Raw genomic sequence first — 25,096 nt, forward strand, 5'->3', positions numbered from 1 at the left:
CCGCACCCGGACAGGCCGTTCATGACGCCCGCCGGAAGCTTGTGGACTCCATCAGGAACGCGGCCAGGTGACCGTTCGGCTGAGACTCGGTGGTCGGCGACGGACCCCGGTGAACGGAACGGATCGTGGGCTCGTCCAGGCACGCGCTGACCAGCGACGTGTCACCGGTCAGGAGGGTGACCACGAGCGAGTCGTTCAGTGAGCCCGGCGTCCACGGAGCGACCCACGCGCAGGGGAACGGCATCTCGGGCCGGGGTCCGTCGCCGACCTCGCGGACGAGCGGGCGCAGGACGGCGCTTCCGTCCCCCAGGTCGGTGCAGGTCCCGCCGACCGCCTCGGTGATCCGTCTCGCCTCCTTGACCGGCTGGACGGGCAGCGCGGCTGCGTGGTCGCACGGCGGCAGGTCTGGCAGCGCGCGCAGCCGTTCGTCCAGGGCCGCCGCGACCGGGCCGGTGTCGCCGTCGACGAGGACGGTCGTGGTGTTGAGGCACTGCACGCCGCCGTCGGCGGCGACGGCCTCGACGAGCAGGTCGAGGTGGTCCCGCCACGCGACGTCGCGGCCGATGAACGTCTTGGCGCGGCCGGGACCCCGCACGGCGACGCGCGGATCACCGGCGTGGGCGCGTACGACCTCGTCGCCGCCGTAGACCAGCGCCAGATCGGCCTCCGCCGCCAGCACGCCCGCTCCGGCGTGGTCGGCCGGGAGCAGGGCGAGGTGACCGGGGTCGATACCGGCCGCGCGCAGGGCGCGGACCAGCCGCCGGGGCGTGAACGGGTCGCGGCGCGAGGGCCGCACCGCCACCCGGTAGCCCAGCGCGACGGCGACGAGCCACTCGTAGTGCGGCAGCGGATGGTTGCCCGGCGCGAGCACGGCCAGCAGCCGCCCGCGCCGCGTCCAGATCGCCGACACCCCCGGCGGCGCCTCCGCCATGGTCGTCTTGACGCCCCGCGGCACCTGCGCCCGCAGGATCGAGGGCATGGCGGCCGCCGCCGACGCGATGAACCCCAGACCGCGATGGGCCGCCCGGATCGGGACGCCGCTGACCCGGGACTGAGCCGTGCAGTAGGCCTCGGGCGTCTCGCCGTCCAGCGTGGCGGTGGCGAACAGCCGCCCGCCCTCGGCCAGCGCCGCCAGCCGTTCGGCGAGCGGCTGGTCGGGCGACTCGCGCATCTCCTGCAGAACGCGCCGGATCAGCAGGGGAGGGGCCAGTCCGAGCGCGCCGACCAGGGACCCGGTGACGTCGGTCAGAGGCTCGCGTTCCAGCGACCGGTAGTCGCCCGCGGGCCGGATCACTTCGACGCTCGGGACCTGGGCGTCACCCACGTCAGTACACCCCTTCGACGACCTGGCGGCCCGCGACGGCCGCGGGGCGAACGTCGGCCAGCCCATCGCCGCGGAATGCGGGCGGCGGGGCGACGCGGACCGCCAGGTCGCGCTCTGCGATGTTCGGCAGGAACAGATCCTTGGACAGGTGATGGAGCCGGACCTGCCCCCTGGCCCCGTACGGAACGGGCGAGCCGCTCCGCGGGTCCACCAGCTCGATCAGCGTGTGCGGATGGAACGGCTGGAAAACACAGGCGTGCTCGTCCCCGGGGACCGGCGGACGCTGCGGCGCGACGCCCATCAGCGTGTTGCCGTAGACACCGATCAGGGCGATGTCCGGGAAGATCTCCTCGCGCAGCAGCCGCAGTGTTTCCGGGGACGCTGCGACGCCCGACCAGATGATGGTCTGGACTCGCATCCGCACCAGATCGGCGAGCCTGGGACGGGCCGCGATCGCCTCCAGAACGGGAGGCGTCGCCCACAAGACCGCGACCTGCTGGGTCGCCAGCGTCCATCCGGCCTGGTCGAGGACATGGTGGATATAGGTCGTCAGGGCCCTGGAGCCGCCGTCCAGCTCGCATAGGCGCGCCCAGCGCGGATCGAAGTCGACGGTGAAGCAGGTCCCGCCGCGATGCGCGGCCGTCGTGGTGAACAGGTAGCCCGCCACGTGCGGGCCCGTCGGCCCCAGGTAGAGCCAGTTGCCCGCGCCCGGGACGCCGTGGTCGTCCAGCCGGTCCGACAGCCAGCGCATCGACCGCTCCCAGAAGCCGAGTTCGACGATGCGCTTGGGCGGACCGGTCGTGCCGCCGCTCTCGAAGACCAGCGGGGGCGGCGCGTCCTTGGCGCGGCCGGCCGGGACCAGGTCCTCGACCGGCACCGTCCGCCACTCGGCGCTGACGTCGGGGAAGCGAACGAGGTCGGCCGCCGTACGGACGTCGTGGCGCGGATCGAACGGCAGACCACCGGCCCGCCGCAGCCAGAACGGCGAGCCGGTGGCCGGGTCGAAATGCCATTCGACCGCGGCGCGGACGAGGTCGTCGGCGGCCGGGAGGTCGGCGAACGGCGCTTCGAGGAGCGGCTGAGGCGCGGCCATCAGACGCGCCATGGGTTCTACTCCTCACGCGAAGGCACCCCGAAAGAAGTGCGTGGAATTCTTCTTACGTGGCCTTGACTGGCCCTGCAAGAATCTGTCGGGGTCCGTATGCGGACGCCGGATTCACCCGCGGCGGGTGAGGCGCGCGAGAGCGGCCAGGTAGGCCGCGGCGGCGGCGACGGGCGCGATCACCAGGAGCCACAGGGCCCAGTCGCCGAGCGAGCCGCCGTCCGCGTACGTCATGAGGGCGACCGCGACGGTCGCCGGCACCGCGCACAGGACGAGCGGCGCCTGCAGCCGGAACCAACCGCGCCGCGTCCCGGTGGATCGCGCGTCCAGGTAGTCGATGGCCGGCAGTCCGGCGGTGATGGCCAGCGCGATGATGACGATCATGAGTGCCTCGGCAGCAGGGCTCGGCGGTCCAGGGCGGTGAGGGCGGAGTCCAGCGGCGCCTGCCCGTCCCAGGCGATGACGAAGCGGCTCTTGTCCCTGACCGCATCCGGTACCACTGCGGCGACAACCCGCCCGACCGGGAAGAGCGTGTGTTATCCGGGGGTTCCTACGTGCGCCGACCCCCGCCAAAACTAAGATCAATGGCGGGGGCAACGAAGGTCCGGGAGGCGCCGGCGCGTGCCGATCGGTATATGCGGGGAGAAGATGTGGTCATGACTGATATCACCGAGTCGCCCGAGTGGTCCGCCCTGGCGGAGCACCACACGGCGCTGGCCGGACGGCACCTGCGCGAGCTGTTCGCCGAGGACCCGGAGCGCGCCGAGCGGATGGCGGTGAGCGCCGCCGACCTCTACCTGGACTACTCCAAGCATCGGGCGACCGGCGAGACGCTGCGGCTGCTGCTCGCCCTCGCCGAGCGCGCCGGGCTGCGCGAGCGGATCGACGCGATGTTCCGCGGTGACCACATCAACGTCAGCGAGGACCGCGCCGTCCTGCACGAGGCGCTGCGCCTGCCGCGCGACGCCCGCCTGACCGTGGACGGTCAGGACGTCGTCTCCGACGTGCACGCCGTGCTGGACAAGATGAGCGGCTTCTCCGACCGGGTGCGGTCGGGGGAGTGGACCGGCTTCACCGGCAAGCCCATCACGACCGTCGTCAACATCGGCATCGGCGGCTCCGACCTCGGGCCCGCGATGGCCTACGAGGCGCTCGCCGACTACGCCGACGCCGGGATCACCGCGCGGTTCGTGTCCAACATCGACCCGGCCGACATCTCCGGCAAGCTGAAGGGGCTCGACCCCGAGCAGACGCTGTTCATCGTGGCGTCCAAGACGTTCGGCACCCTGGAGACGCTGACCAACGCCAAGGTCGCGCGCCAGTGGCTGGTGGACGCGCTCGGTGACGAGAAGGCCGTGTCCCGGCACTTCGTGGCGGTCTCCACCAACGCCCAGCGGGTCGCCGACTTCGGCATCGACACCGACAACATGTTCGGCTTCTGGGACTGGGTCGGCGGGCGCTACTCCTACGACGGCGCGATCGGCCTGTCGCTGATGCTGGCCGTCGGGCCCGAGCGCTTCCGCGAGATGCTGTCGGGGTTCCACGCCATGGACGAGCACTTCAGGACCGCCCCGTTCGAGCAGAACATGCCGGTCCTCATGGGCCTGCTCGGGATCTGGTACAACGACTTCTTCGGCGCCCAGACCCGCGCCGTGCTCCCGTACAGCCAGCGCCTGCACCGCTTCCCCGCCTACCTCCAGCAGCTGACGATGGAGTCCAACGGCAAGTCGGTACGGGCCGACGGCGCCCCCGTCGTCGCGCAGACCGGCGAGATCTTCTGGGGCGAGCCGGGCACCAACGGGCAGCACGCCTTCTACCAGCTGCTCCACCAGGGCACCCGGCTGGTCCCCGCCGACTTCATCGGCTTCGCCCAGCCCTTCGAGGACCACGACTCCGACGAGGGCGGCATGCATGACCTGCTGACCGCCAACCTGCTCGCGCAGACCTCGGCGCTGGCGTTCGGCAAGACCGCCGAGGAGATCGCCGCCGAGGGCACGCCCGCCGAGGTCGTCTCCCACAAGGTCATGCCGGGCAACCGCCCGACCAACACGATCCTGGTGCCCAAGCTCACGCCCGCGACCCTGGGCGCCCTCGTCGCGCTCTACGAGCACATCGTGTTCGTCGAGGGCACGATCTGGGGGATCGACTCCTTCGACCAGTGGGGCGTCGAGCTGGGCAAGGTCATGGCCAAGGACCTGGCGCCCGCCCTCACCTCGGCCGAGCCGCCGGCCGACGCCCCGGACGCCTCCACCAAGGAGCTCGTCCGCCGCTACCGGGAGCTGCGCGGCCGCTCGGTCTGAACGTGAAAGGCCCGCCGGAGCGATCCGGCGGGCCTCGACGCAAGGTCAGAGACGCTCGAGCAGTCCCTGCAACTCCTCGTAGGAGATGAAACCGTCCCGGTTGGTGTCGGCCTGCTCGAACCGGTCCTGGGTGTCGGCCCGGTTCCACGAGAGCCCCAGGCTCTCCAGGACCAGCGTGAACTCCATCAGATCGAGCCGGTCGTCCCCGCCGAGGTCCGCCCGCCGGAAGACGGTGAGCAGATCATCCTCGGGTTTGGTCGTCATCGCGCCCCTCATTTCGAATCAAACTTCTCGCATCATGACATAGTCGAGCAGCCTGACCGACGCGGAAACGCCGCCATGCCCGGACATGGACTCCGGGCATGCGGCGCGCGAACGGGGCTTCCGGCTAGCCGTTGGTGGTCAGCTCGGGGATGCGGGCCGCGTAGCGGGTGAGGAGGCGGGCGTTCACCTCGTCGCCGCCGGGGACGTTGGCGCTGGTCCAGCGGGGGAGCTCGATGCCCTGGGTCCTGGCCTGCTCGTCCAGCTCGGACAGCAGGAGCGACCAGACATAGGCGGCCAGGATCGTGGAGACCGCGGCCGTACGGGGGTGCTCGGTCGGCTGGACGACGTCGCCAGGGGGGACGCAGGTGTCCAGGACGATCGTGCCGTGGTCGGCCAGCACCGAGTCGGTGCGGGAGGCGGCTCCGCGGGAGGCGCGTTCTGAGGTCACGGCGATGACGGGGACGCCGCGGGACTCGCACTCCTGGGCCGCCTCGACCGGGTAGGGGTTGCTGCCGCTGGTGGAGAAGACCACGGCGATGTCCGGCGGGGTGGGGTCGGCGGCCGCCATGACGGAACGGCCGATCCCCTCGCGGCGTTCCACGCGGGTGCTCTGGAGCGCCCCGGACAGCGGCATGATGTCGGGCTCCCAGATGGGGCGGACGGGGGCCAGGCCGCCCGCCCGGTAGAACGTCTCCAGGACCATCGCCAGGGAGTGCCCGGCGCCGGCCACGAACACGATGCCGTCGTCCTTGAGAGCGGTCAGGAGCAGTGCGGCGGCATCGGCTACCCGGGTGGCGTTCTGGCGGTCGATGTCGTCGAGCAGGGCCCGGACCCGGCGGGGCTGGTCAGGCATCCGGAAGGGCCTCCTTGAGGGCTGCGCGCAGCGCTTCGGTGTCCGGCGCCGCCCTGAGGCGGTCGGCCAGGCCGGCCATGAGCGCGCGGGCGAGGGTGGACAGGGTCCCGACGTGCGCGTCGGGGTCGGGAGTGCAGAACGCGAGGAGAAGGTCGACAGGGTCGTTGTCAGGATGCCCGAACTCCACCGGGGTGGACAGGCGGACCGCCGCGACGCCCACCGCGAGGCCTCCCTCCTCGGGGCGGGCGTGGACGAGGGCCAGGCCCTTGGACAGGACGATGTACGGCCCGTTCTCCTCCACGACCTTGACGCAGGCCTCGGGGTAGCCGGCGGCGGCCGCGCCCGCGTCGACCAGGACGGCGGCCGTGTTCAGCACGGCCTCCCTCCAGTCGGCGGCGGGCACGGCGTCGCGGGCGGCGATCACGGTCACCGGAGCCAGCCCTTGGCGGTCAGGCGCTCGCGGAGCTGCGCCTGGAGGCCGTCCTTGTCGAGGAAGTCGCTGACCGTGATCACGACCGGGGCCAGGTCCTCGATCTCACTGGTGTGCATGCCCTGGCCGATGATGACGTCCGGGGTCATCCCGCGTGCGCTGGAGATGTCGGTGTTCTCCACGCGGGCCTCCACGCCGAGGTCGCGCAGCGCGTCCTCGGCCGTCATCTTCAGCATCAGGCTGGACCCCATGCCCACGCCGCAGACGGCGAGGATCTCCAGTGGCCTGTCCATGTGTCACTCCTCGTGGTTCAGGTGGTTCAGGCCCGCTCGGCGGCCGGCTCCTCCGCCGCGGGCTCTTCCGCTTCGATACGTGCCTTCTCCTTGCGGCCCAGGACGAGCAGGGCCGCGACGGTCGCGCCGAGCGCGACCACCGGGACGGCCCACACTCCCGCACCGCCGATGACCGGGTCGGTCGCCTTCATCAGCCAGGCGATCGCGTACCAGTCGGGGTCGGCGAGGGTGGCCAGCTCGGGCGCGGTCTTCTCGTACAGGCCCCAGGTCACGGCCTGGCCGATGGCCAGGATCAGGCCGCTCAGCACGCCGCCGAGCAGCGCTCCCCGCCAGCCCGCGACCGCGTTGCCGAACACGGCCGCCGCGCCGCCGACGAAGAACAGCATGATCATGGGCGGGGCCAGCGTGAACCAGCCCGCCGCCGCGAAGATCCCCAGGCAGGCCAGGAACACCACGGTGGAGGAGACGAAGCCGACCATGACGGCCGTCGGCGCCACCGGGAAGATGGTCGGCGCGTCCAGCGCGGGCCGGGTGCCCGGGATGACCCGGTCGCTGAAGCCCTTGAACGCCGGGACGATCTCGCCGAGGAACATCCGGACCCCGTACAGCAGGATCGCGATGCCGCCCGCGAAGCGGAGCCCGACCATCAGTCCCCACACCCACGGGGACAGCTTGTCGTCCATCTCGGCGGCGAGCTTGTTCACCACGCCGTCGTCGGCGAACGCGATGCCCAGCAGCATGATCACCGAGATGACCAGCGCGGTGCTGACGTTGACGTCCTTGAAGAACGACAGCTGCCGGGGGAGCTTCAGCTTCTCGGTGTCGTGCTGCTCGCGGTCGCCGAGCGGCCGGGCCAGCACGCCGGTCGCCAGGGCCGCCAGGGAGCTGGTGTGCGCGAAGCCGAACCGGTCGTCGGGCATCACCCGGCGCATCAGCGGCCGCATCCAGATCGGCTGCAGGGTCCAGTACGCGGCGACGAATCCCGCGCCGCACAGCACGAGCGTGAGCTGGTCGGCGTCGGGAGCCAGCAGGACCAGCGAGGCGACGGTGACCGTGCTGACCCAGAACATCAGGTGGCCGGTCAGGTAGAGGTAGTGCGCCGCCGGGAACAGCCGGACGATCAGGACGTGCACCAGGAACGCGACGGTGATCACCAGTGCGATCGTGCCGCCCTGCTCCTGGAAGAAGTCGGTCAGGGTGTGCTCGGCCTTCGGCGGGTCGGTCCCCATGGCGCTGGCCAGCACGGTCTGGAAGCTGGTCAGGCCGCCGGTGAAGATCTCGACGCCGATGAACAGGATCACGACGCCGATGGTGGCGCGCAGGGCGCCCGCGAGGACGTCCTCGAAGCGCTTGCGCTGCAGGAGCAGCCCGGCGAGCGTGATGAGGCCGATGAGGATGGGCACCTGGCCGAACACGTTGTTCGCCAGGAAGGTCAGGATGTCCTTGATGATGTCCAAGGCGTCCCCTCAGGTGGTTCTTGCGGGGTGTCAGAGCGTGGGGGGCCGCAGGTCCAGCTCAAGCCGGTAGCGGTCCCCGCGGTAGATGGATCGGACGTACTCCAGGGGACGCCCCTGCTCGTCCCGGGTGATCCGTTCGAACAGGAACACCGGGGTGTGCACGGGGACGCCGAGGTCGTCGGCCTCCTCCTGGGTGGTGACGGTCGGCTCGATCGTCTCGGTGCCCGAGGCGATCACGACGCCCTGGTCGCGCAGCAGGTCGTAGAACGACCCGCCCTCCAGGTCCTCCTTGTGCAGGCCCGGAATGAGCGCGACCGGAACGTAGAGGGTCTCCACCGCCATCGAGGCGCCGTCGGCGAGCCGGAGCCGCCGAATGGTAAATACCTCTTCGAGCGGTGAGACGGCCAGCCTGCGGCCGATCCGCGCCCCCGCCGATTCGGTGCGGAACGACAGCACGCGGCCGCCCGGCCGCATCCCGCGCCGCTTCATGTCCTCGGTGAACGAGGACATGGTGAGCGGCACCGCGACACGGGGTTCGGCCACGTAGGTGCCGCTCCCGTGCCGCCGGTCCAGCAGCCCGTCGGCGACCAGCCCGTCGATCGCGGCGCGCAGCGTCGGCCGGGAGACCCCGAGCTCCTCGGCCAGCCGCCGCTCCGACGGGAGGGCGTCGCCGACGCCCAGCTCGGCCAGCATCGCCAGGAGTTCCCGGCGTACGACCCGCCGTTTGGTGTTCGCAGCGCCGTCGTCACCAGTGGAATGCACGCCGGTCACCTCCTGTCATGCCGATCCGTTGGTGGCCAGGCTATGTGCCGTCAGGACGACTGGTCAATACCACTTTGTGAACTTCTGCCGAAGATCGCCGGGCGCCGGCCTGGGTACCGTCATGATCGACTCGTCCGGATCTTCGCAGCGCCCGTGAGGAGACGACGGAATGAAGGCCCTGATCGCAGGCATGGCGGCCCTGGCCGTCCCGCTCGCCCTGGTGGCGCCCCCGGCGCACGCCGCGCACATCTCGCACGTCCCGCGCGCCACGACCGGCCCGCCCGGCGGCGGGAGTGGGAGCGCGAGCGCGAGCGCGGCGGGGGACTGGCGGCTGGTGGCGGCCGAGCCGTTCAACCGCCGCCTGGACGACGGCAGGACCGCCTGGAGCCGGGACGACGACGGCCCCGGTAGCCCCTACAACGTGGACATCTACGACAACGACGGCGCGTTCTTCGACACGATGGGCGGCCCGGCGTTCCGCAAGCAGCTCGCCACCTTCGACACCTACCGCAAGTCGTTCCCGTTCGGCTCCAACGGCTGGCTGACCGCCGAGCTGGCCGCGCGCGACAACGACCGCGACGGCAGGCCGGACGCGCCGCCCACCCTCACCACGGGCGGCGGCGTCGCGCGGATGAACGAGCCCAGCCACAAGGGCGGCGTGATCGTCCGCTCGACCCGCCCGCTCCCGTCGGAGTACCGGGTCGAGGTGACGCTCCGAGGCCTGGACTTCGGCGGCAAGCGAAACGGAACCTGGGACTACCCGGACGGACGAATCAACGGCTACTCGCCGGAGGGCTGCAAGACCAACTTCCCGTGGGCGGGCGGCGGGGACTTCTCCCGGCCCGAGTGCTCATGGGTGGACGTCCGCAAGGACTCCAACGGGTTCTACTTCATGTCGATCATGGACTACGCCCGCCCGGCCCCGCACAACAACACCTTCGTCCACACCCACCGCAAGGTCGCGATGGACGGCTACAACCGCTACAACTACACCGGCTCGGGCCTGCGCATGTGCAACCCGGCGGCCAGGCAGTACGAGAACTACGGCCAGAGCAGCGGCAACGGCGTCAACGCGATCTTCATGACCGACGACGACCGCTACACCGACCAGCCCGGCACCGAGTACCTGATGCAGAGCGAGTGCGGCTTCGCCAAGGGCGGCGCCATCGTCTCCCAGGTGGACCTGCGCCCCGAGCTCCTGCCCAAGGAGAGTTACCGCTTCGCCATCGAGCGCAGGAACGGCGCCTACACGATGGAGATGTCCGGCGTCTTCGCCCACGTGGGCAAGGCCACCTACCGCTACACCCGCGACTTCGTCCAGGACGGGGAGCCCATCTGGCACTACAACCAGAAGGCCGCCGAGTACGACGGGCGCTTCAACAGCGACCGCACCTGGAAGGGCCCGGGCGGCACGCTGGTGGAGAAGGACCGGTGGCCGGCGGGCTCGGCCTACCCGGACAGCTTCATGATCGGCGACCCGCACATGAACTTCTACGAGGGCAAGGCGGAGATCGACGACCTCCGCCTCTACGTCCCGACCGGCAAATAGTCAGGCGAAGACGCCCTCGCGTTCGCGGAACTCCTGCGGGCTGACGCCGCGGACGCGCTTGAAGGCCGTGCTCAGCGCGAACGCGTTGCTGTAGCCGACCTTCCTGGCCACCGCCTCCAGCGTGGAGTCCGTCTCGCGCAGCAGATCCGCCGCCTGCGCGAGGCGGACGCCGGTGAGGTAGGCCATCGGCGGCTCGCCGACCAGCTTGCCGAACCGCTGCGACAGCGCCGCCCGCGAGACACCGGTCTCCTCGGCCAGCGACGCCACGGTCCACGCGCGCGCCACGTTGTTGTGCAGCAGCTTCAGCGCCGGGCCGATCACCGGGTCGCCGTGCGCCTTGAACCAGCCGGGAGCCCGCCCGCCGGGCCGGTTGAACCACACCCGCAGCGAGGAGATCAGGACCAGGTCCAGCAGCCGGTCCAGCACGACCTCCTGGCCCGGGTCGTCCTTGACGATCTCCAGGCTCAGCAGGTCCACCAGCGAGCCGTCCCAGGACTCGCGCGGGAGCACCAGCAGCGGCGGCAGCGCCGACAGCAGCCGCTGGGTGAGGTCGCCGTTCATCGCGTACGTGCCGATCAGCATGACCGTGTCGCCGTCGACGCTGTTGCCCCAGGTCCGCACGCCCAGCGACATCTTGTCCTCGAGCGGCTCCCCGTAGAGCGTGGTGCACCGGTTGCCCGGATGGATGATCGTCTGCGGCGGGGTGTCGCGAGAGTCGGCCACCGTGTAGCGATCGGTGCCGCGCACGATCGCCAGGTCCCCGGGCCCGAGCCGTACGGCGTCCCCGCCGTCGGGGATGATCCAGGCCTCGCCGCGCACGAGCGCCAGCACGCAGAGCGGCGCCTGGTCCTCGATCCGCAGCGAGTACGGCGAGTCCAGCATCGCGCGGAGCAGGAAGGCGCCCCGCGCGCGGGGGCCGTCGAGCAGGTCGGTGAGCGCGTCCATGACCACACCATAAACGCTGAAATCGATCTGGACGCCCGCGTATGCCGTCAAGCCTCTCAGCCATGTCGTCGCAGGTGGCACGCCGGTTGACTGAGGACATCACGAAGAACGGCACACCGCCGGAGACGGCGACACGGAAATGAGGACCAGATGACGAACGCCAATGAACTGACCCTGGTGCTGGGCGCGACGGGCAAGACCGGCGGCCGGGTCGCCGACCGCCTGACCTACCTGGGCCTGCCGGTCCGCAAGGGCTCGCGCTCCGCCGAGATCCCGTTCGACTGGGCCGATCGATCGACCTACGGCCCGGCGCTGGAGGGCGTGACCAAGGTCTACCTCAGCTACCAGCCGGACCTGTGCGTCCCCGGCGCCCCCGCCGACGTCAAGGCGTTCGCCGAGGCCGCCAAGGAGGCCGGGGTGCGGCACCTGGTGATGCTGTCGGGACGCGGTGAGCCCGAGGCCGAGGAGTGCGAGCAGGCGGTCCGCGCGTCCGGGCTCGCCTGGACGATCGTGCGGGCCAGCTGGTTCTTCCAGAACTTCAGCGACACCTTCGGCCAGGACCTGAAGGGCGGCGAGCTGGTCCTGCCGGTCGGCGACGTCCGGGAGCCCTTCGTGGACGCCGACGACATCGCCGAGGTCGCGGTCGCCGCGCTCACCGAGGACGGGCACGCGAGCCAGCTGTACGAGGTCACCGGGCCCCGGATGCTGACCTTCGCGCAGGCGGTCGCCGAGATCGCCGAGGCGACCGGGCGGGAGATCGCCTACGTCGAGGTCCCGGGCGACGCCTGGGCCGCGGCGGCGCTCGAGCAGGGCCTGCCGCAGGAGGTCGTGAGCCTGCTGATGTATCTGTTCACCAGCGTGCTGGACGGCCGCAACGCCTACCAGACCGACGGCGTCAAGCGGGCGCTCGGCCGCGAGCCCGCCGACTTCGCCGACTTCGCCCGCCGTACCGCCGCCACCGGCGTGTGGGGCTAGCCCCGGTAGTCGCAGCCCAGCGTGGCGGCGGTGGCCAGCAGGTCGGACACGATGGCCGGGTCGCCTTCGGAACGGTGCGCGAACTCCTCCACCGGAAGGCGGCCCGCCACCAGCCTGCAGAACTCCTCGGCGCCCGCCGTGATCGTCACCGCGGGGGCGGCGGCGGACCCCGGGATCCCGCTCGCGCCTTCGGGTGCGAGCGGGATCAGCCATTCGCCCGATCCCGGTCCGGTGAGGACCAGGCGGGCGGCCTGGCCGGGGCGCTGGCGGCCGAGCGAGTGCAGCGCCTGGGGCAGCGCGCCGGTGCCGAGCCCGACGATCTGGCGCAGCGAGTCGCCGGGCGGCGGAACGGGCGGACGCCCCGCCACCGCGCGGATGTCGTCGGCGTGGATCCAGGTCTCGAACGTGCGCTGGACGATGGCGCTGCGCGCGGGCGCCAGCACCGGGCGCGGCCCGGCGAGGGTGGCCTCGCGTTCGAGCAGCGCGGTGTTGCCCGACACGCCCTGCACGACGGCGTCGGCCTGGGTGCGCCAGGCCAGCCGGGTGTCCATGCCCGTGGTCGGGGAGGCCAGGCCGAGGTCGGCGGCGAACGTGGCGTCGTTGTGGCTGAGATGGACCATCAGCCCGCGCACCGAGTCGTAGTCCAGCAGCGGCGTCCCCCACAGCTCGGGGGTCAGCGAGGCGAGCAGCTCGTCGAGCACCTCGACCTCGGTGGCGTACGCACGGGCCAGGTCCGCGAACTCCTCGATCCGGATGCCGGCGGGCACGCCCGGCGCGCGGCGGCGCCGCGCCTCGGCCAGGACCGAGCCGCGCAGCGCGGGCGGCGGCGCGGTCTGCACGGCGACGGCCAGCAGCGTGGCGGTGGCGTGCAGCCTGTCGGCCTCAGCGGAACAGGTGGTGCACGAAGCGACGTGTTCGGCGATGCGCGAGGCCTCGTCCGGGGGGCACGCGTCCAGTGCCCAAGCCGCCAGAGACCCGTTCACGTCAGGATGTCCTTCCTCGTTCATCCCGACCTCCTGCCTCGACGGTACGCCTGCGGGGTCATGAGAAGAAACCCTCCTTCTCCAGTCCCTGGCCCAGCCGTGCGAGGGCGTTGCGGATGCGGGACTTGGCCGTTCCCTCGGGGATGCTCAGCGCGTCGGCTACCTCACGGTAGGTGAGACCGCGGTAATAGGCCAGTTCGATCGTGTGGCGCAGGGTGTCCGGAAGGCCGTCCATGGCGCGCTTCACACTGCGGGCCAGCTCGCCCGCCAGGACGTTCTCTTCTACACCGGGGCCGGCATCACCCTCCCGTTCGGTCACCGGGGGAGGCCTTCGGTGCCGGCTCTCCTTGCGGACCCAGTCGACGGCCCGGCGATGGGCGAGCGTCACCAGCCAGGTGCGCAGCGAGCCCCGGCCCGGGTCGAAGGCCAGCGGCCGCTCCCACAGTCCGACGAAGACCTCCTGGGTGACGTCCCAGGCCGCCTCGGCGTCGGCCGTCACCCGCTTGGCCACTCCGTACACCAGCGCCGAATGCAGGTTGTAGACCTCACCCAGCGCGTGCTCGTCACCGGCCGCGAGGCGGAGCCGCAGCTCCCCGTCGTCTCGCATGACCGCCGATCCACCAGCTGCGCTCACCGGTGTCACCACCCGTCCTGGCCGGCGCACTGGTGGCGTGCCGGCCCGCGCCCGCCCGTCCCCGTACCGGGCGGGTTGGGGGCCAGTGTCTCATCTGTCCGTGCGGTCTGCCATGAGTGGCCGCCCGTCCGGGACGCTGTCCAGGAGAAGTCGCGTGTAATCGTGTTCCGGTCGGGCGAAAAGGCGCTCTCGGGACGCGTTCTCAACGATCTCGCCGCGGTACAGGACCGCGACCTGATCGCAGACGTGCCGGACGACGGCCAGATCGTGCGAGATGAACAGCATCGTGAGGCTCAGCTCCGCGCGCAGCGCCCGCAGCACGTTGAGCACCTCGGCCTGCACCGAGGTGTCCAGGGCCGAGGTGACCTCGTCGGCGATGATCAGATCGGGCTCGACCGCGAGCGCTCTGGCGATCGCGACGCGCTGCCGCTGCCCGCCGGAGAACTCGCTCGGGTAGCGGCCGGCGGCCGAGGCGTCGAGCGCCACCGTGCCGAGGAGTTCCTCGATGCGGTGCCGGTGCTCGCGGACGCTGCCGCGCCGCGGGTCGATGGCCTCGGCGAGCGCCTGCCCGACCGTCATCCGTGGATTCAGCGAGGCGTACGGGTCCTGCGGGATCATCTGGACGCGGCGGCGAGCCTTGGGGGAGACGTCGTGGCCGTCCAGCAGGATCCGCCCCGACGCCGGGCGCACCAGCCCGACGACCGCCTTGGCCAGCGTCGACTTGCCCGAGCCGGACTCGCCGACCAGGCCCAGCGTCCGCCCGGCGGGCACGTCCACGCTGACGTCGCGGAGCACGTGCTGGCGGCCGAAGACGACGTTCAGCCCCTGGACGGACAGGATCGGACCGGTCATGGGGCCTCCTGGTCTGGACTGAGGAGCGGAGGGAGCGCAGCGACTGGAGTGACGAGGGAAGGGCAGGAGATGACGCCCCATGATCCGCCGCGCCGGAGGCGCGGCATTGAACAGGTCATGGGGCCTCCTGGTCTGGACTGAGGAGCGGAGGGAGCGCAGCGACTGGAGTGACGAGGGACGGGCAGGAGATGACGCCCCATGATCCGCCGTGCCGGAGGCGCGGCATTGAACAGGTCATGACGTGCTCCCTGCCGTCTCGGCGGACCACTCCAGCGCATGGCAGGCCGCGGCGCCTCCCGGACCGGCCTTCAGCAGTACGGGCCGTTCCTCCCGGCACTGCTCGCGGGCCAGCGGGCAGCGCGGCGCGTAGGCGCACCCGGCCGGACGTTCGGCGGGCAGCGGGGGACGGCCGTGGATGGCGGGCAGCGGCTCGTCCACCGGCCCGTGAAGAGTGGGCGTCGCCGCGAGCAGCGCGCGCGTGTACGGGTGACGCGCGTTCCCGGCCCGCAGATCGGCGACCGGCAGCTCCTCGACCAGGCGCCCCGCGTACATCACCAGCACCCGGTCGCACATCGAGGAGATGACCGCGACGTCGTGCGAGATCAGCAGGATCGCGGCGCCGTCGGCGCGGTTGGCGGCCTGCAGCGAGCGGAGCACCTCGGCCTGGACGGTCACGTCGAGCGCGGTGGTCGGCTCGTCGGCGATGATCAGGCGCGGCCCGGTGAGCAGCGCGGACGCGATCATGGCGCGCTGCCGCATGCCGCCCGACAGCTCATGCGGATGCTGGCGCATCCGGCGCTCGGGCAGCGACACGCGCGCGGCGGTGAGCCGTTCGATCGCGCGCCGGCTCGCCTCGCCGCGGCCGATGCCCTTGTGCACCCGCAGCGCCTCGGTGAGCTGGCCGCCCAGGCGCAGCGTCGGGTTGAACGACGCGGACGGGTCCTGGTAGACGATCCCGATCTCGGTGGCCAGTCGCGCCCGGTCGGGCGCGCCGGTCAGGTCGAGATCGTCCACGCGCAGCGTGGCGGCCTCCGGCTCCAGGCCTTCGGGGAGCAGCCGCGCGAGTGCCATCGCCGTGAGGCTCTTGCCCGATCCGGACTCGCCCACGAGCCCGACGATCTCGCCGGGCCGGATCTGGAACGAGACGTCCTCGACCAGGCGGGTGCCATCGCTGCGCCGCACGTTCAGGCCGCCGACCTCCACCAGCGCCTCCGGCTGCGAAGCCGGGGCGGACAGGGCGGCGTCGAGCGTGGCGCGGCGGCCGTGCGGATGCGGCGCGGCCGGGTTGGCGGCGGCCGCGAGCCCGTCGCCGATCAGGCCTCCGGCCAGACCGGCCAGGACGATCGCGGCGGCGGGGCCGAGCGCGGGCGCCGGGTTGGTGTAGAGCCCCTCCAGACCCGTCGACAGCAGCCGTCCCCAGTCGTACGACGGCGGCTGCGCGCCCAACCCCAGGAACGACAGTCCCGACAGCGCCTTGAGCGACACCGTGAACGCCACCGATACCAGGACCAGCAGCGGTTCGGCGATGTTGGGGAGGATGTGGCGCCGCAGCAGCCGCAGCGGCGAGACACCGAGCAGCCGCGCGGTGGAGACGAAGTCGCGGCCCGCGATCGAGGCGGCCAGGTTGGTGGTGAGACGCGCGAACGCCGGGCAGCTCGCCAGCCCGATGGCCGCCACCGACGTGCCCGGACCGGGGCCGAGCACCGCGACGACCACCAGCGCGAAGATGACGCTCGGGTAGGAGATCAGCACATCGATCAGCCGCTGCCCGAGCTCGCGGACGCGTGGCCCGCTCACCCAGATCACGGCGCCGAGCGCGATGCCGCCGATGGCGGCGACGGCGGTCGCGCCCAGCGAGGTCATCAGCGTCAGCCGCGTGGCGACCATCGTGCGGGCGAACACGTCCCGGCCCAGCGCGTCGGTGCCGAACCAGTGGTCACCGGACGCGGACCGGTGCACCTGCTGGGACAGCCGATCGGCCTCGTCGCCCCAGATCCAGGGCGCGGCCACGGCCAGAACGATCAGGACGGCCATCCCGGCCAGCCCGACGATCAGCGTCGGAGTCCAGAGGCGGCGTGCGGTCGGCCGTGTCATGCGGAACCGGCCTTTCCGTTGAGCGTCCTCGGGTCGAGCAGGCCCAGGACGACGTCGACGAGCAGGTTGAGGAGGGTCGCCAGCAGTCCGAGCACCAGCACGACGCCCTGGATGACCGGATAGTCGCGGCTGGTGATGGCGTTGACGACCGCGGTGCCCAGGCCCGGCCAGGCGAAGACGATCTCGACCACGACCGTGCCGCCGAGAAGCCCGGACAGGATCAGCCCGCCGAGCGTGAGCGTGCTGGTCATCAGGTTGGGCAGCGCGTGCCGCGCGTACAGGCGCACCGCCCGCAGCCGCCGCCCGCGCGCGGTGCGCAGGTAGTCCTGCTCCAGCACGGCGGCGGTCTCGCGCCGGACGATCCGCGCCATCGTGCAGATCGGCCCGACGCTGATCGCCAGCACCGGCAGCACCAGCGCGCCGACCGACGCGGCCCCGGCGGCGGGCAGCATCGTGAACGTGATGGCGAAGACCAGCACGAGCACCGTGCCGAGCACGTACTCCGGCACCGCGCCCGCCAGCGCGGTGACCGCGCTGAAGCCGGTGTCGAGCGGACGCCGCCGCCCGCCCCGGCACGCCACCGCGACCGCCATGCCGAACGGGACGCTGACCAGCAGCACCAGCACGATGGCGATGAGCGCGAGCTCGGCCGTGAACGGCAACCGGTCACCGATGATCTGCGTGACCGGCTGCCCGTTGGCGAACGAGGTGCCGAGGTCGCCGCGCAGCACGCCGCCCGCGTAGTCGGTGAACTGCGTCCAGAGCGGCTGGTCGAGGCCGAGCTGCGTGCGCAGCTGCTCGATCCGTTCGGGCGTGGCGTTGGACCCGGCGATGGTGCGCGCCGGATCGCCCGGGATCAGCTGGACGATCAGGAACGTTCCGACGACCAGCGTGACCAGCACCGCGACCAGGCCGACCAGGCGGCGCAGCAGGAACGGGACCCATGGGGACCGGGCCGCCGGCCGTGAGGCCGGCGGCTTCACGGTCTCCATGACGGGTGTCGGCGCCGTCACTTGATCCGCAGCATGTCGGGCTGGAACAGGCCGTCCGGCGAGATCCCCGAGACCCGCTTGGCGCTGATGTAGAAGACGTTGGCCGCGGCGAGCGGAACGACGTCGTTCGCCGACAGCAGGGCCTTCTGCGCGTCCGCCCACGCACCGCATTTGACGGCCTCGTCGGTGGTGGCCATCGCCTTGCCCATCCCCTTCACGAACCCGGGGTTGTTCACGCCGCCGAAGTTGCGGCCCTTGGGCGGCTCGGCGCCCGCGAGCTGGCTGGCGGGCGTCGTCAGCAGGTTGGTGAGGTTGAGGTTGGGCAGCACGGTCAGGTCCCAGTCGCCCTTGTTGCCGAGCACGTCGGTGCCCCATGTGGCGCTGTCGATGTTGCGGAGCTGAACGCTGGCCCCTGCCGCCTTGAGCGTGGCCTGCACGTACTCGTTACCGGCGCCCGCGGCGACGGCGTTGGTGCCGACGACCTTCACCTTCACGCCCTTGAGCACGCCCTTGGCGGCGGCCGGGTCGGACGTGGTCAGCAGGGACTCGTCGGTGCTGACGCAGGGCACCTTGGAGTCGGCGATGCTGGTCAGCAGCACGCCCGAGCCGCGCGTCACCGCCTGGTTGAACGCCTTGCGGTCCAGGGCCTGCGCGATGGCCTTGCGGACCTTGGGGTCGGCGCCCGGGTGTCCGGAACGCTCGTTGAACACGATCATCATGCGGACGATGGGGGAGGGGGTGAGGGTGAAGTCGGGCTTCCCGGCGAAGCGCGCCGAGTCGGCTCCGGTGATGCCCGCGTAGTCCAGTCCGCCGGTCTGCAGCTCGTTGGCCATCGTCGCCTCGGACTGCACCACCCGCATGTCCACGTTCTCGGGCGGCTTGCCCGCCGGCATCTTGGCGAACGTCGGCGCCCAGCCGTAGCCGTCGCGGGCGGCGAGCGCGTAGTTGCTGCCGGGCGTGGCCGTGGCGACGTAGTACGGGCCGGTGCCCGCGCCCTTGGCGCCCTTCTTCAGCAGGTCGGGGTTGTCGAGCGCCGTGCCGCAGACGATGCCGGCCTGCGGCAGCGTCAGGCCCATGAGCAGGTCCGACCACGGGTTGGCCAGGGACACCGTCACCGTGCGCCCGGCATCGTCGCCGGTCGCGGTCACCTTGTTGGCGGGTCCGAAGACCTGCGCGGCACTGACGGCGCCCGTCGCCGGGTCGGCGAAACGCGAGATCGACGTGGCCACCTGCGTGGCGGTGAGCGGCTTGCCGTCCGAGCAGGTCAGGCCGGACCGCAGTGTGAACTCGGCCTTGGTCGCCGTCGCCTTCCACGACGTCGCCAGGCCCGCGACGACCTTGCCGCCGTCGTCGCGCCGCACCAGCGAGTCGTACAGCATCCGCGCCATCAGGAAGTCGGCCGCGACGGTGCCCTTCTGCGGGTCGAGCGTCGTCGGGTCGGACGCCATCGCGATCGAGGCCTTGGCGCCGCCGCCCGAGCCGCCCGAGGACGAGCCGTTCGACTGGGTGGTGCACCCGCTGACGGCGAGGCCCGCGGTGAGGGCGGCCACGCCGAGCGTGAGAAGGGGACGGTTCATCGATTCTCCAGAAGGTGGTCAGAAGGAAGGTCGGCGGGACGCCCACGGACGGGCGGCCTCGAGCTGGGCGCAGAGGGCGAGGAGCGGGCCTTCGCCGTGCGGGCGGCCGGCGAGCATGACGCCGATCGGAAGGCCGTCCCCGGTCCAGTGCAGGGGGAGGCTCGCCGCCGGCTGGCCGGTGATGTTGCAGCCCGCGGAGTACGGGCTGAACCGGGTCTGGCGCTGGGTCTCCACTCGCAGGTCGCCGGTCTCGGTGAAGAACCGCGGCGGCTGTGGCGGCAACGCCAGCGTCGGCGTGAGGACGGCGTCGTAGGGGGCGGTCGCCTCGACGACGCGGCGCCCGAGCCGTTCGAGCGTGTTGAGCGCGCCGAGGAACTGCTCGGCCGTGGTCTGCCGCCCGCGCGCCCGCCACCAGCGGGTCACCGGGCGCAGCAGCTCCTCGCGTCCGGGCGGCACGGGCGCCTGGAGCGCCCTGGTCGCCCAGCAGATCTCGAACGGCTCGACGAACTCCTCGCCGTAGGGCGTCTCGATCTCCTCGACGTGGTGGCCGAGGTCCTCCAGCAGCCGGGTCGTCTCCTCGTAGGCGGCCAGGCAGCCGGGATCGACGGGGACGCCGAGCGTTCCGGTGTCGGCGAACCGCGCGATGCGCAGCGTGCCGGGCTCGCGCCGCGCCCAGTCGAGGAAGGTCTCGCCGTCCGGCAGCGGCGGCGCCCAGTACGGGTCGCCGGTCATCGGCCCGGCCATCGCGTCGAGCAGGGCGGCGGCGTCGGCGACGGTCCGGGCGAGCGGCCCGTGGCAGGCCAGGCCCACCGGGTCGTGCGCCATCGGGCCGTTGCTGATCCGGCCTCGCGACGGCTTGAGTCCGAAGATCCCGCAGACGCTCGCAGGCATCCTGACCGAGCCGCCGCCGTCGGTGCCGTGGGCGAACGGGACCAGCCCGCCCGCGACCGAGGCCGCCGCGCCGCCGCTCGATCCGCCCGCCGAACGGGTGAGGTCCCAGGGCGTGCGGGCCGACCCGCCGACGTCGGTGTCGGAGTAGGCCGAGTGGCCGAACTCGGCGGTGTTGGTCTTGCCCAGGCTGATCAGTCCCGCAGCCCGCATCTTGCTCACCACGTGCGCGTCCACCGGCGGCACGAAGTCGCGGAAGGCCAGCGACCCGAACGTGGTGGGCGCGTCCGCGGTCCCGGCCAGGTCCTTGATCGAGGTCGGCACTCCGAACAGCGGCGGCAGCCCGGCGGGCTCCGGCTCCTCGCGGAGCCGCTCGTCGGCGGCCCGCGCCTGCTCGCGCGCTGCGTCGCCGGTGACGGTGATGAACGCGCCGAGGCGCTCGTTCAGCTCGGCGATCCGTTCCAGGTGATGGTCGACGAGCTCGACCGCGCCGATCTCGCCGGACCGCAGCGCGGCGGCCTGGTCGAGGGCGCTGAGGCGATGCGGCTCGGTCATCGGCCCTCAAGGCGGTCGGCGGGGTAGTCCGGGTAGGACTCCTTGAACACACCCTGGTGCAGGAGCACTTCGGCGACCGGAGTGCCGGTGGCCTCGGCGGTGACCGTGGTGCGGATCCAGGCGGACTCGGTGCGGCGGCTTTCGCTCAGCGCGACGACCTCGCGTTCGAGCACGTACGGCTCGTCCACGAAGACCGGCCCGGCGAGCATCTTGATCTCCAGGTCGAGGAAGAGCCCGACCGACGGCTCGGCCTTGGTGAGCCCGGCCTCGCCGAACGTCGCCATCGCCAGCACGCTGATCATCTCGGTCGGCACGATCGGACGGCCCCAGGGCGTGTCCGCGCTCTCGTACCAGGGACTCGGCTCGGTGATCGCGGTGAGCTTCTGGGCGAGCGTGAACGGATACAGGTCGCCCATATGGGTGTCGGCGGCCATCCGGACCCGTTCGGGCGCCCTGCCCTTGCGGCCCGGCGCCCAGCCCGCGTAGATGACCGGGTCGGCGGCCGGTGGACGGGCCTTGGCCAGCCGTTCCTCCAGCGCGGTCGCGCCGCCCTCGGGGCCGAGCGTGGCCGTGCCCGACAGGACCACGGTGCCGTCGGGCTTCTCGGTGCGCAGATGGCCGCGCACCGGGGCGGGCCCGTCGGCATTGACGATCGCGCGGGTCTCCTCGCCCTCCACGCAGATCGCCTGGAAATGGGCGCTGAGACGGCCGGTCTCGAACCAGCGATGCCCCCACAGCGCCACGAGCAGGGGATCGAACTGGCTGAAGTGGGTCGGCCCCTCGATCGCCGCGCCGGCGACGCCGAGCCGCTGCGCGGTGGTCTCGTCGTGGATGCTCGCGTGGTCCCCGTAGGTCTGCGCACTGAGCATGTTGCGCGGTGCGCGCAGGGGCCCGGACAGCTCCAGCGGCGTCCTGAACATTGACACCTCCGTGTGATCGAGGTCATGCTAAGCGAGCGCTTAGTAACCAGACAAGAGCCGATTTTCCGAGGGGCGTCCGTGGGGCACTACCGCAGCAACCTGCGCGATCTTGAGTTCAACCTGTTCGAGGTGCTGGGAACGGGCCGCAGGCTCGGCCACGGGCGCTACGCCGACCTCGACCGCGAGACCGCGGCGGACCTGCTGGGCGAGGTCGGGCGGCTGGCCTCCGGACCGGTCGCCGAGTCCTACGCGGGCGTCGACCGCGACCCGCCCGTCTACGACCCCGCGACCTGCTCGGTGACGATGCCCGAGTCGTTCAAGCGGTCCTACCGGGCCTACGCCGACGCCGAGTGGTGGCGCCTGGACCTGCCGGTCGAGATGGGCGGGACCGCGGCGCCCCGGCCCCTGTGGTGGTCGGTGATCGAGCTGATCCAGGGCGCCCAGGCGCCGGTCTACATGTTCGGCAGCGGGCCCGGGTTCGCCGGGCTGCTGCACCGGATCGGCACCCCCGGGCAGCGCCGGATCGCCGAGATCATGCTGGAACGCCGGTGGGCCGCGTCGATGGTGCTGACCGAGCCGGACGCCGGGTCCGACGTCGGCGCGGGCACGACCAAGGCGACCCCGCAGCCCGACGGCACCTGGCACATCGAGGGCGTCAAGCGCTTCATCACCTCGGGCGAGCACGACCTGGAGGAGAACATCGTCCACTTCGTGCTGGCGCGGCCCGAGGGCGCGGGCCCGGGCACCAAGGGGCTGTCGATGTTCATCGTGCCCAAGTTCGCCTTCGACGCCGAGACCGGCGAGATCACCGGGCGCAACGGCGCCTACGCCACCAACGTCGAGAAGAAGATGGGCCTGAAGGTCTCCACCACGTGCGAAATGACCTTCGGCCAGCACGAGCCGGCCGTCGGCTGGCTGGTCGGCGGCGTTCACGACGGCATCGCGCAGATGTTCAACGTGATCGAGTCCGCGCGGATGCAGGTGGGCGTGAAGGCGATCGCCACGCTCTCGACGGGCTACCTCAACGCGCTGGAGTACGCCCGGACCCGCGTCCAGGGCGCCGACCTCGCCCGCGCCGCCGACAAGACCGCGCCCCGCGTGACCATCGACCGGCACCCCGACGTGCGCCGCATGCTGATGATGCAGAAGGCCTACGCCGAGGGGCTGCGCGCCACCTACCTCCACACCGCCGAATGGCTGGAGGAGGCCGCCGACGCCCGGGAGGCCGGGGACACCGAGGCGGCGGCGCTGGCCGAGAGCATCAACGACCTGCTGCTGCCGATCGTCAAGGGCGTCGGCTCGGAGCGCTCGTACGAGATGCTCACCCTCGCGCTGCAGACCTTCGGCGGCTCGGGCTATCTCCAGGACTACCCGCTGGAGCAGTACGTCCGCGACACCAAGATCGACTCGCTGTACGAGGGCACCACCGGGATCCAGGGCCAGGACTTCTTCTTCCGCAAGATCGCACGGGACCGCGGCACCGCGTTCGGCGTGCTGACCGGCCGGATCGAGGCGTTCCTCAGCGAGACCGAGGGCGTCGGGCGGCTCAAGACCGAACGCGCCGCGCTGGCAGCCGCGCTCGTCGACGTCCGCGCGATGGCCGACCACATGCTCGGCTGGCAGCGGGCGGCGGCGAACGACCCCGCCGAGATCTACAAGATCGGGCAGAACACGACCCGGCTGCTGCTCAGCGTCGGCGACCTGGTCGTCGGCTGGCTGCTGACCCGGCAGGCGGCGGTCGCGCTGAACGCCCTCGACGGCGGAACCGCGGGCACCGACATCGGCTTCTACGAGGGCAAGACGGCGGTCGCCCGCTTCTTCGCCGCCGTGGTGCTCCCCGAGATCGCCGCGCGCCGCGTCGTCCTGGAGAACACCGACAACGCGCTCATGACCATCACCGAGGGGGCGTTCTGATGAGCTTCAACCTCGCCACGATCCTGCGCGAGACCGCCACCGCGACCCCCGGCCACGCCGCCTGCCGCACGGCCGACGCCGACGTCACGTTCGCCGAGCTCGACGCGCTGTCGGACCGCTACGCGGCAGGGCTCGCCGCCGCCGGGCTGCGGCCGGGCGACAAGGTCGCGGTCCAGCTGCCGAATGGCGTGGAGTTCCTCACCGCCTACTTCGGGATCCTCAAGGCCGGGATGGTCATGGTCCCGATGAACCCGCTGCTCACCGAGCGGGAGGTCGAGCATCAGATGACCGACTCCGGCGCCCGGCTGATGGTGACGCCGGAGACGTTCGGCGACGCGGGCGGCGACGTCGACGGCGAGCCGACCGTTGAGATCGCGCCGGTGGACCCCGACGACACCGCCGTGCTCATCTACACCAGCGGCACGACCGGCAGGCCCAAGGGCGCCGAGCTCACCCACTTCCAGCTCTACATGAACTGCACGATCTCCGGCGACGCGTTCGGCGTGCGCGAGGGCGACGTCACGCTCATGGCGCTGCCGATGTTCCACGTCTTCGGCCTGTCGGGCGTCGTCAACGTCGCAGTCCGCTACGGCTCGACGATGTCGGTCGTGCCGCGCTTCGAGACCCAGGCCGTGCTGAACGCGATGCACGACCACCGCGTGAGCGTCTTCGTCGGCGTGCCCGCGATGTACCACGCCGTGGTCAACGCCGACCTGGGCGACCGTGACCTGTCGGCGCTGCGCATCGGCAGCTCGGGCGGCGCAGCGATGCCCGAGGCGCTCATGCGGCGCTTCGAGGAACGGTTCGGCGTGGTGATCCTGGAGGGGTACGGGATGACCGAGACCGCCAGCACCGCGACGCTGAACCACGGGCCCGAGGCCCGCCGCCCGCTGTCGATCGGCACGCCGGTCTGGGGCGTGGAGGCCAAGGTCGTGGGCCCGTCCGGCGCGTCGCTGCCGCCCGGCCCGGAGAACGTCGGCGAGCTGCTCATCAAGGGCCACAACGTGACCAAGGGCTACCACGGCGACCCGGCCGCGACCGCGACCGCCGAGGCCATCCGCGACGGATGGCTGCACACCGGGGATCTGGCCTACAAGGACGCCGACGGCTACCTCTACATCGTCGACCGCATCAAGGACCTCATCATCCGCGGCGGCTACAACGTCTACCCGCGCGAGGTCGAGGAGGTGCTGCACGCGCACCCGGCCGTCGCCGAGGCGGCGGTCGTCGGCCGTCCCGACGAGCGGCTGGGGGAGGAGGTCGTGGCGGCGGTGTCGCCGCGGCCGGGCACGACGGTCGAGCCCGACGAGATCATCGCGTTCTGCCGGGAACGGCTGGCCGCCTACAAGTACCCGCGCGAGGTCCGCGTCCTGCCCGAGCTGCCCAAGAACGCCTCCGGCAAGATCCTCAAGCGCGAGCTGCGAACCCCCTAG

The 25,096-nt window shown here is 71.9% G+C and carries 23 protein-coding genes; 5 read left to right on the forward strand and 18 right to left on the reverse strand.

Annotation, left to right across the window (positions count from 1 at the left end):
• Positions 1-19: 19 nt before the first annotated feature.
• The 3 genes from J4573_RS43465 to J4573_RS43475 all read right to left on the reverse strand — a co-directional run bounded on the left by J4573_RS43465 (position 20) and on the right by J4573_RS43475 (position 2,810).
• Positions 20-1,324: an aldehyde dehydrogenase family protein gene (locus J4573_RS43465; protein WP_208262107.1), complete on the reverse strand. Its 1,305-nt coding sequence runs from the start codon at positions 1,322-1,324 to the stop codon at positions 20-22.
• Position 1,325: 1 nt separating this feature from the next.
• A complete protein-coding gene (locus J4573_RS43470) occupies positions 1,326-2,429 on the reverse strand; it encodes an acyl-CoA synthetase family protein (protein WP_208262108.1) in 1,104 nt (367 codons plus the stop codon).
• A gap of 111 nt (positions 2,430-2,540) precedes the next feature.
• On the reverse strand, positions 2,541-2,810 hold the full coding sequence (locus J4573_RS43475) for a hypothetical protein (RefSeq protein ID WP_208262109.1): 270 nt from the start codon (positions 2,808-2,810) through the stop codon (positions 2,541-2,543).
• 272 nt (positions 2,811-3,082) lie between these two features.
• On the opposite strand from J4573_RS43475, the gene pgi reads away from it, so the two are divergent.
• A complete protein-coding gene (gene pgi, locus J4573_RS43480; RefSeq protein ID WP_208262110.1) occupies positions 3,083-4,726 on the forward strand; it encodes a glucose-6-phosphate isomerase in 1,644 nt (547 codons plus the stop codon).
• 45 nt (positions 4,727-4,771) lie between these two features.
• Here the strand turns inward: pgi and J4573_RS43485 are convergent, their stop codons facing one another.
• The 6 genes from J4573_RS43485 to J4573_RS43510 form a co-directional block, all read right to left on the reverse strand.
• A complete protein-coding gene (locus tag J4573_RS43485; RefSeq protein WP_208262111.1) occupies positions 4,772-4,990 on the reverse strand; it encodes an EF-hand domain-containing protein in 219 nt (72 codons plus the stop codon).
• A gap of 124 nt (positions 4,991-5,114) precedes the next feature.
• Entirely contained in the window at positions 5,115-5,843 is a 729-nt protein-coding gene (locus J4573_RS43490; protein ID WP_208262112.1) for a sugar isomerase domain-containing protein, read from the reverse strand.
• Positions 5,836-6,273 (reverse strand): PTS sugar transporter subunit IIA, encoded by a 438-nt coding sequence (locus J4573_RS43495; RefSeq protein ID WP_208262114.1) that lies wholly within the window; start codon positions 6,271-6,273, stop codon positions 5,836-5,838. Before J4573_RS43495 ends, J4573_RS43490 begins: the two co-directional genes overlap by 8 nt.
• Entirely contained in the window at positions 6,270-6,566 is a 297-nt protein-coding gene (locus J4573_RS43500; protein WP_208262116.1) for a PTS sugar transporter subunit IIB, read from the reverse strand. Before J4573_RS43500 ends, J4573_RS43495 begins: the two co-directional genes overlap by 4 nt.
• Before the next feature lie 26 nt (positions 6,567-6,592).
• On the reverse strand, positions 6,593-8,023 hold the full coding sequence (ulaA, locus tag J4573_RS43505) for a PTS ascorbate transporter subunit IIC (RefSeq protein ID WP_208262117.1): 1,431 nt from the start codon (positions 8,021-8,023) through the stop codon (positions 6,593-6,595).
• A gap of 30 nt (positions 8,024-8,053) precedes the next feature.
• Complete coding sequence (locus J4573_RS43510; protein ID WP_307797388.1) at positions 8,054-8,785, reverse strand: GntR family transcriptional regulator; 732 nt, start codon at positions 8,783-8,785, stop codon at positions 8,054-8,056.
• Between the two features lie 169 nt (positions 8,786-8,954).
• Here J4573_RS43510 and J4573_RS43515 point away from each other — a divergent pair, with 169 nt between their 5' ends.
• A complete protein-coding gene (locus J4573_RS43515) occupies positions 8,955-10,334 on the forward strand; it encodes a hypothetical protein (protein WP_208262118.1) in 1,380 nt (459 codons plus the stop codon).
• Here J4573_RS43515 and J4573_RS43520 read toward each other — a convergent pair whose 3' ends face one another.
• Positions 10,335-11,279, reverse strand: a complete 945-nt coding sequence (locus J4573_RS43520; RefSeq protein WP_208262119.1) for an AraC family transcriptional regulator — start codon at positions 11,277-11,279, stop codon at positions 10,335-10,337.
• Positions 11,280-11,429: 150 nt separating this feature from the next.
• On the opposite strand from J4573_RS43520, the gene J4573_RS43525 reads away from it, so the two are divergent.
• Positions 11,430-12,254, forward strand: coding sequence for an NmrA family NAD(P)-binding protein (locus tag J4573_RS43525; protein ID WP_208262120.1), 825 nt, complete (start codon positions 11,430-11,432; stop codon positions 12,252-12,254).
• Here J4573_RS43525 and J4573_RS43530 read toward each other — a convergent pair.
• The 8 genes from J4573_RS43530 to J4573_RS43565 form a co-directional block, all read right to left on the reverse strand.
• Complete coding sequence (locus tag J4573_RS43530) at positions 12,251-13,261, reverse strand: maleylpyruvate isomerase family mycothiol-dependent enzyme (protein WP_208262121.1); 1,011 nt, start codon at positions 13,259-13,261, stop codon at positions 12,251-12,253. The two genes, J4573_RS43525 and J4573_RS43530, sit on opposite strands and share 4 nt — an antisense overlap.
• 34 nt (positions 13,262-13,295) lie before the next feature.
• Positions 13,296-13,844 carry an RNA polymerase sigma factor gene (locus J4573_RS43535; protein WP_208262122.1) on the reverse strand — a complete coding sequence of 183 codons (549 nt, stop codon included), beginning with the start codon at positions 13,842-13,844 and terminating at the stop codon, positions 13,296-13,298.
• A gap of 117 nt (positions 13,845-13,961) precedes the next feature.
• Positions 13,962-14,723, reverse strand: a complete 762-nt coding sequence (locus tag J4573_RS43540; RefSeq protein WP_208262123.1) for an ATP-binding cassette domain-containing protein — start codon at positions 14,721-14,723, stop codon at positions 13,962-13,964.
• A gap of 234 nt (positions 14,724-14,957) precedes the next feature.
• Entirely contained in the window at positions 14,958-16,817 is a 1,860-nt protein-coding gene (locus tag J4573_RS43545) for a dipeptide/oligopeptide/nickel ABC transporter permease/ATP-binding protein (RefSeq protein ID WP_243774551.1), read from the reverse strand.
• A complete protein-coding gene (locus J4573_RS43550) occupies positions 16,814-17,830 on the reverse strand; it encodes an ABC transporter permease (protein WP_307797389.1) in 1,017 nt (338 codons plus the stop codon). Before J4573_RS43550 ends, J4573_RS43545 begins: the two co-directional genes overlap by 4 nt.
• Positions 17,827-19,386, reverse strand: a complete 1,560-nt coding sequence (locus J4573_RS43555; RefSeq protein WP_208262124.1) for an ABC transporter substrate-binding protein — start codon at positions 19,384-19,386, stop codon at positions 17,827-17,829. Before J4573_RS43555 ends, J4573_RS43550 begins: the two co-directional genes overlap by 4 nt.
• An 18-nt stretch (positions 19,387-19,404) precedes the next feature.
• The gene (locus tag J4573_RS43560) at positions 19,405-20,829 is read right to left on the reverse strand and encodes an amidase (RefSeq protein WP_208262125.1); all 1,425 of its coding nucleotides are present in this window, start codon (positions 20,827-20,829) and stop codon (positions 19,405-19,407) included.
• Positions 20,826-21,749 (reverse strand): hypothetical protein, encoded by a 924-nt coding sequence (locus J4573_RS43565; protein WP_208262127.1) that lies wholly within the window; start codon positions 21,747-21,749, stop codon positions 20,826-20,828. Before J4573_RS43565 ends, J4573_RS43560 begins: the two co-directional genes overlap by 4 nt.
• 78 nt (positions 21,750-21,827) lie before the next feature.
• On the opposite strand from J4573_RS43565, the gene J4573_RS43570 reads away from it, so the two are divergent.
• Both J4573_RS43570 and J4573_RS43575 read left to right on the forward strand, forming a co-directional pair.
• Positions 21,828-23,663 (forward strand): acyl-CoA dehydrogenase, encoded by a 1,836-nt coding sequence (locus tag J4573_RS43570; protein WP_208262129.1) that lies wholly within the window; start codon positions 21,828-21,830, stop codon positions 23,661-23,663.
• Positions 23,663-25,096 (forward strand): long-chain-fatty-acid--CoA ligase, encoded by a 1,434-nt coding sequence (locus J4573_RS43575; protein WP_208262131.1) that lies wholly within the window; start codon positions 23,663-23,665, stop codon positions 25,094-25,096. The genes J4573_RS43570 and J4573_RS43575 overlap by 1 nt, the downstream gene beginning before the upstream one ends.

It is taken from the genome of Actinomadura barringtoniae (assembly GCF_017573505.1).
GTDB classification, from domain to species: Bacteria; Actinomycetota; Actinomycetes; order Streptosporangiales; family Streptosporangiaceae; genus Spirillospora; species Spirillospora barringtoniae.